Annotated in this window: 7 protein-coding genes and 1 pseudogene; 6 read left to right on the top strand and 2 right to left on the bottom strand. The window is 40.9% G+C overall.

Annotation, left to right across the window (positions count from 1 at the left end; translation table 11 throughout):
* Nucleotides 1-259 (bottom strand): annotated as a pseudogene (locus T504_RS14650) (IS5/IS1182 family transposase); the annotation flags it as partial.
* A 364-nt stretch (nt 260-623) separates the two neighbouring features.
* Between T504_RS14650 and T504_RS0111915 the strand changes: the two are divergent.
* The 6 genes from T504_RS0111915 to T504_RS0111890 all read left to right on the top strand — a co-directional run bounded on the left by T504_RS0111915 (nt 624) and on the right by T504_RS0111890 (nt 6,883).
* Nucleotides 624-1,706, top strand: coding sequence for a hypothetical protein (locus tag T504_RS0111915; RefSeq protein WP_033171286.1), 1,083 nt, complete (start codon nt 624-626; stop codon nt 1,704-1,706).
* Between the two features lie 44 nt (nt 1,707-1,750).
* Complete coding sequence (locus T504_RS0111910) at nt 1,751-2,659, top strand: hypothetical protein (protein WP_033171285.1); 909 nt, start codon at nt 1,751-1,753, stop codon at nt 2,657-2,659.
* Nucleotides 2,660-2,754: 95 nt separating this feature from the next.
* Nucleotides 2,755-3,516, top strand: coding sequence for a hypothetical protein (locus T504_RS0111905; protein ID WP_033171284.1), 762 nt, complete (start codon nt 2,755-2,757; stop codon nt 3,514-3,516).
* Nucleotides 3,517-3,531: 15 nt separating this feature from the next.
* Complete coding sequence (locus tag T504_RS0111900; RefSeq protein ID WP_033171283.1) at nt 3,532-4,218, top strand: hypothetical protein; 687 nt, start codon at nt 3,532-3,534, stop codon at nt 4,216-4,218.
* A gap of 100 nt (nt 4,219-4,318) precedes the next feature.
* Nucleotides 4,319-5,518: a hypothetical protein gene (locus T504_RS0111895; RefSeq protein WP_033171282.1), complete on the top strand. Its 1,200-nt coding sequence runs from the start codon at nt 4,319-4,321 to the stop codon at nt 5,516-5,518.
* Between the two features lie 78 nt (nt 5,519-5,596).
* Complete coding sequence (locus T504_RS0111890; protein ID WP_033171281.1) at nt 5,597-6,883, top strand: M48 family metalloprotease; 1,287 nt, start codon at nt 5,597-5,599, stop codon at nt 6,881-6,883.
* Nucleotides 6,884-7,033: 150 nt separating this feature from the next.
* On the opposite strand, the gene T504_RS0111885 is transcribed toward T504_RS0111890, so the two are convergent.
* Nucleotides 7,034-7,216: IS3 family transposase (locus tag T504_RS0111885; RefSeq protein ID WP_033170790.1), on the bottom strand; the 183-nt coding region annotated here is incomplete at its 5' end.

The following is a 7,216-nucleotide window of genomic DNA, read 5'->3' as shown; positions in this document are numbered from 1 at the left end:
GTTCTATTCTGCGAGAACTGAAAATATGATTCATTCCGGCATAGACAATGATGGCCAACATCTGCCTTGGCGACGCCAAATTTCGATTTATTCGCTGATAGGTCTTTTCCAGTGCCGTAATATCCATACCCCCAATACAATGGCGAAGCAGGCGGACGGGGTCATCTTTGCCAATCTGAAATTCAAGATTAAATGGAAGAAATACTTGATAGCTTCCTTCAAAAGACGTATAATCTTTTTGTGAATTTGGTTTTTGCATATCTAAATTCTACACCTAATCCCGAGGCATTCAAGCCCCGGGATTATTTTTTTGCACATGAAAAAGGACTGCTGCACGTCACATTACGTGCAACAGCCCCCTTTTTGTGTTTTGCTATCATCTTAGAAAAATATTAGCGCCTAATAGGGACTATAAACCTATTCGCAGTCTTATTTTAGACAGACTAATTAATGCTTATTTATATTAAGTAAGGATGAATTCTGTGTGTCTGTTGTTCAAAACCGCATGTTTGTCTTGCAGGGGGGGGGATAACGGTGCTATAATTTCTATAGTTGGCCCTGTTATGGGCCTTTTTTACTATCAGAGAGGAGAGATGATGTTTATGATTAGGAATTTTTGTCACATGTTTAAGCATGTACTGCTGTTGTGCCTAGTTTGCTTTATTCTCAATGGCAATCTGGCCTTGGCTGCCACTGTCCAACTGTACTCAAACTACGATGCAACTTTTTCTGACCCCAGTGTGCTCACGGTTGTCTACGGGGATACAAATTCGCTAACTAGCAATGATAACTACCAAAGCCAGTCCAATGGCATCGTAAAAGCCTATTCTATGACCGTTAAATATTTTGCGGTACAGGATGTTCCCGGTTTTGGCAAATTCACCAACGAACTTTACGATGGCACGATATATTTTTTTGCTGGCAGAGACGGCAAACTGCATGCTGAATCTTACTCAGACCATGAAAGAGATGTCCTAGCTTCTTCTGAATTTATTAACAATCTGCAGAATATGCTTCAAAGCTATCACCCCGATGTTTACTCTTTCCTGTTGCAAATGGCAACCGTACAACAGGAAAAAGAAAAGCAGTTAGCCCAGCAGCAGCTAGCCAATGAAACGGCCGCCATCCAGGCAAATCCTGCCGGACGTCATTCCTTGGCCGATAATCTTTGGAAAAAGTATCAAAGTAACCGTATTCAGCTAACGAAACCAGATTTGGCTGCTTACTGGGAGAATAATGCTATTCATTATGGTTCATATACAGGCAGGGCAGATTATACCGCCAGCGAAGCAAATGATGACAGCATAAAATATGAATACGTGCACATGTACATGAAACGTAACGATGTAACAGATTATGGCCAATATATTATAGTGACTAAAGAAAATAACATGTACACTTGTTTCGACTATAATCCGTCCACCGATACCTTCATTATTTACGATAATGAAACCAAATCACCGGATTATACCCTGCATTTCTATATTTACAAAGAACAATATGTAAATGCTAAAGACACAAATCTTTCCGGAAAGAAAATCGGCAATGAAATACCTTGGACAACTATAGACTACGAAGGAACTATGGAGGCAGATTTCTGGAATTATGTTCCGGACAATACCGGCCAGAGAGCAACAGTATTTCTGCTAAACTCTCGTACCGATGGCTATCGCCTGTTCCTGCAGTACGGTAAATTGCTTAAGTGAATATGTCCTCAATACACTCAATGCTAACGCGAAAAGGAGTTATTATGACAATAAAAAAAATATTAGCCATTCCCCTTTGCGTTCTATTAGCTACCTCCAGTCTTACGGGATGTACTAGCGAGCTTCACCGCGGGATAGATATGGTAAGTGAACTCGTTGAAGGACTTTCCGTTGAAGAAACTCCTGAAGGTGTACTTAGAGCACTGTATTCAGGCAAAATGGGAAGTGTCCAAAATATTATATACCATCTTTATTTTCCTTACAATGCTGAAAATTTCGATTATAGGGCATTGGGATATGATAGTTTTGAGGATTACCGACTAAAGCTTATCAATTATTATCACAATATTGACTACGCTGAAAGTCTAAATTTGGAAAAAATCGGAAAGGGTGATGATTCTCATCTTTATAAGATTACAGGCGTAATACACATGAAAAACGGGGAATCATCACTATTAAACAAGTATGTATGTGTCGATATTGACAAATCCCAAAAAGATTCACAAAAATGCGTAGTTCACGGTGAACCATATTTATATGAATTCACTGCAAAGGATTATATATATTCGATTGATAATACAAAGATAATGGAAACTAAAATAATCACATATTGGATAGATGAATATACAGCTGTAAGTATCCGTTTTCGAAATCTTACAGACGAGCAATATGTCTTGTCAAACTGGCCTCATGGTGCTTCGGTAACATGGCGTGGCAGTACTGTAACCGTCAATATGCCCCTAGTTATCTCCCCCAAAAACACACCACTATATACTTTCCCAGATGGCAGTAAATATAACGGTTCCATTTTTGTATCTTTCCCTCAAACAAAATCATCTTCCTCGCAAGAAGCAAATGATAACGAATCTATAAAAATACAATTTTTACAATTAGGACATAACAATATGCCTGATTTAAATGCCACAAAACATATCCTTAATTATAAATTATAATTCCGCTGAAAAGCAGAATTAATGGCTGTATAATAATGTTTATAAACAAGGGGCTGTAGCTTTGCTGCCCCTTGCTAATTTTTATGAGGTGAATTATGGATAAAGAACAGATGATAAATAAGATGAAACAGCATCCCAAGCGGACGGCCTTGCTGGTCATTCTGCTGTTGTTACTCCTAGCCAATCTACTGTCTGATGGCGGTTCTAAGGATTATGATAACCCCAAGAACGCCCCCTACGGTACTGTCACTATGGACGCACTGCATCAGGAACGGACGGACAATCCGGCTGAACCAGCCATCCAGTCCCCGGTATACATGGCCGTAATGTCTGAGATAAATATGTTCCTGGGTAAAGGGAATGGCCAGTTATTTGCTACCGTGGATATGCCCCAGAAATTGGAAATTTCTGTGTGCAAGCCTGCCACCTATGCCTCCAAGATTGTTATCAAGAATATCTACCCCAACAATGCTTCCCTGGGCAGTGCCAATGGTCACATGGATATCGAGGTATTGCGGCCCTTTGGCGTTGATAAGAAAGGTGACTTTCATTTAGGTGCTGGCGGCGGGAGCAACAATGGTGACTTTTGGAATAGCATCTTCTACGATAATCTCACTGTGGAGTACGCCAAAAAAGAACAGTTGGAGTTAAAGATGCCCGAACGTCATCAGTGGAAAGCTATCTCCTATCCGGGCCAGATTGTAGCAGAAATCACCCCGGAGCAGTTCATCAAAATCAGTTATGTCAATGCTGATGGCAAAGAGGAAAAGACCGTCACCACCCAGGAAAAAGCCGTAGCCTTCCGGGTGGCCTTATCTGATACTTTGATGAGCTCTCATGTGGAATTTTACCGTTAAGAAAGGAATCGCACTATGAAAAATTATTTAGTTCTGCCTTTGGCCCTGCTCCTCATCCTCAGCGTTGCAGGCTGCGGTGCGGATAAAAAAGACATGTTAGCAGGCTTTGAAAAGCCGGACACTATCATTGCCGCATTGAATAAAAATCTGGAAGGTGACAGCCACCAGCTTCAGAAAATCCCCACAGAGTATCAGATGGTTTGGCGCATGACCAGCGGTGCCCAGCTTTCCTTTATCGACAACTCCTACTACCAGGGCGTCTCTCTGCTACTATGCTATGCGGAAAATAGCATGGATGCCAACGAAACAGGGAAAGTTCTGCAGAGTATCTTAAAGACCCTAGGCGATGGCGATGCAGCAAAAACCATTGAACAACTGAACCTTTCCGAGTCATCCTCCGCCGAAGCTGAATATGACAATTTTGTCGTGCAGAAGGTTTCCGCCAAGAATTTGACCATTGATAAGGACTCCACCAAAACTTTTGAACTGCCGGTGGCCTATATCCGCATTGAGCGCAAACTAGATAAAAAAGCCCAGGAAAACCAGGGAACAATGTTTGGGGATAACGAAACCCTCGCCGGTCTGGAAGAATTAATCCGCCAAGACGAGCAATTACGGGAAGCCTCCTACTACTATCGTCACGAAGTAAAACAAGAGGATGAAAAGCCCTCCTTGGAGCAACTGATTCATTTTGTGAAATAACGTAATACCTAAAAGGAAATTACCTTTGCTACGATTTCTACCTTAGTCATATTTCGCATAGGAAATCGTAGCAATATATTTATAGGAAGAAGGTGATTTTATGTTTAACAAAAAGATTATTACGGGGGTTATGGCTTTTGCGGTAGCTACCACAACCTATTCATGTGCATTTGCATATACTCCCATAGGTGAATATTATCATATTCCTGCCGATCGAATGGAAACTGATAATTTTTGGGATGTTGAAGTAAAAAGTAATTATTTACAGGAAGATAAATTCCTTGAAGATAAAATCCAAGCTCCTTTAATTAAGTTTAACCCACAGAAATTAAAGAAAGCTTATTCTAAATATGAGGACGGCTTAAAAGGAGTATATATTAATTCTGTCGGTGATACTATGGATAGTAATGTTAGTGGTTCTAACTATGGTGGAGGTTATATCAGTCTTACCCAAGGTAGTTTGTTAGTAAACTCTGGTTCTGCCTATAAAAGTTGTAATGGAACTACCACTCCTAAAGATTATAATATTTATGCTTTGAGTGCTATTGCTTCTGATTATGCACATGAATGTGGTCATTGGTATTATGATGATGCTTTATCCAAAAGAGATTGGGGACAAACTGCTGAACAAACGGCTAAAGACAGTTTTGCTCTTGAAGCTAGAGCCGATGCCTTTGGTATTCGTTTACTAGAAAATGTTCCCCAGTTTAGTGTTGGGGGAGATTTAATTAGTGTTTACAGAATGGCACAATATGATGGTTGGGACACTAGGAAAGAAAATCATCCTACCAATAATAGCCGTTGGAATGCTACTTATAACTATATAAGAGAAATGAGTAAAAATCGTGTTGGTTATGAGAATGATAATGACACCTATAACAATGCTGATTCCTCAACCTTTTATGTTAGACTAAAAAATGAAGATAAATATTGGGAAATTAAGGTTCCAGACCAATATGAAGTAGCAAACTTTGCTAATGCTAACTATAAAAGGATTTTGTATAATTCTGCAGACAGAGCAAAATATGTTATGGGACAAGTAGCTTGGGCTATTAAAAACAATTGTTGGGATAAAAACCACATTGCTATTTATAAAGCACAAGAAATTTTCAATGATATGCCAGAAACACCTTTCATAGTATATGCTATTTGCGTAGAAAAGAATAAAAATGAACAAAAAATCATTGACTGGGTTGTTACTTCCAATGAAGAAGAAAACTCTGTAGATTTCTATACTGAATCTCAGAACCAACAGGTAAATGAATATATTAGTGCTTTGTTTGATTCTTTAGATTCTTAAATATAAATTTTACTTCTCATCTCCCCTGCTGTATAATGTGATTTTTCAGGATGTAAGTGAAATAAGGAGCGTGTTTTTATGCTTACGAAGAGACTCACCCCCCTCATTGCTACAAGGGGGGTGACATTAGGGCGGATTATGATGAGCCTGCGTAAATATCTTGCCGCCTTATGCTTAGTCGTCACTCTTTTTTCGGCCAATGCTGCGGCGGCCTATACATTTAGTGATTCTGACGAACATTTCTATGGTGCTATCCTCAGCGACGAGTATGAAAGCGCCTCACATGCGTGGGATAGCCCGTTCCTGCGAGGCATTCAAGAAGAATTACTCCAATACAACCCTTCCCTGCTGAATTTCAATGACGGCAGGCACTCTCGTTATCTTTTACCAGTCAAAGAATCTGCAGCGCCAGCCATTGACGCAACTACTATGCCAGCTGGGCAGATTTATATTACCACGCAAATGGTTAACTTTGCTTTGACCATTCCAGCCAGTGGACAGATTGAGTTACGAAACAGAGGTGCCCAGAACGAGGAAAATATTTATCAACGCTCAATGCTAGGGGCCGTTATGGCCCATGAATGTGCGCACTGGTACAACCGCGATTTTCAACGTAAGATAGACACTTTATACGGTGATGCCGGACTGCAGCAGCTTCTAGGTAACGACTACAAACAGCGTTCCGCTGACAAGCTGTTAGCCATTATGACGGATATTGCCTGTAATAAAACTGAAGCTAATGCAAAAATCTCTATAGCCAACGAGTATCTTGCTGATAAACAAGCCGTAGAGTTTCTGAACAATTCATTGAAGTTTTCCACCGGCAGCCTTGTATCCTTCCTGTACCGCATGAAACTCAATGAAGGGCTATATGCTGTGTCCGGAGCTGATAATATCGACGCCAACCCATATAACCCCCACCCTGACACAGCCGAGAGAATCCGCCGACTGGAGCAACAGATTACCGACTACTCTTTCGGACGTGTGACCTTCCACAATCAGAAGTTCTATCTGGACGGCAAGCCGTTCTTCGGTACCGGTACGTTGCAGGGCACGAATAAAGTATCCTCCCTTGACCGAACGTACTTCGTCGCTGGGCAGGTCGCTAATGCCATTCATAAAGGCTGCTGGGGCAACGGTAAAATAGCCTTCTATATTGTCTATACAAGTGATAATATCCATACCGCGAACATCACCGATGTTTATCTTACCTTTGCTGACCAGCAGACAAGGTCTTTAGGCGTCATTGACCGATTAAAACTTGAACCTAACGAGTCCCTATATCTTTTAGGGGATGTGAAAATCCCCTCAGAAGAGGCTTTGTCCTATGATGCTCGCCTGGCCAAATACATGGCCGAATATTAAACACCAAAGATTTTTGCAGGAGTGTAATGAAGAACACTATATGACAAAAAAGAAAAGGGGCTGTTGCACGTAATGTGAACTGCTCCCCGTCAAGAGGACAATAAAAAAAAATAAGATTTCTTTGGTCGGCAGATTCGTCTGCCGGCCTTTTTATGCGGCTAAATACAAGGTATGTTTCTCTATCGGTGTTAGGATACCAAGGTTACGTTGCACACGCTTGTGGTTGTAATAATGAATGTATGCTTCAATCGAACGCATAAGTTCACACTTGCTGGTAAAACGTCTGCCGTAGTACATCTCCCGCTTAAGGATGCCCCAGAATCCTTCCATAGG

It is taken from the genome of Selenomonas sp. ND2010, assembly GCF_000702005.1.
Classification (GTDB): domain Bacteria; phylum Bacillota; class Negativicutes; order Selenomonadales; family Selenomonadaceae; genus Selenomonas_A.
Note: the sequence above shows the minus strand (reverse complement) of the source record. Positions and strands in the feature narration are given on the sequence as shown.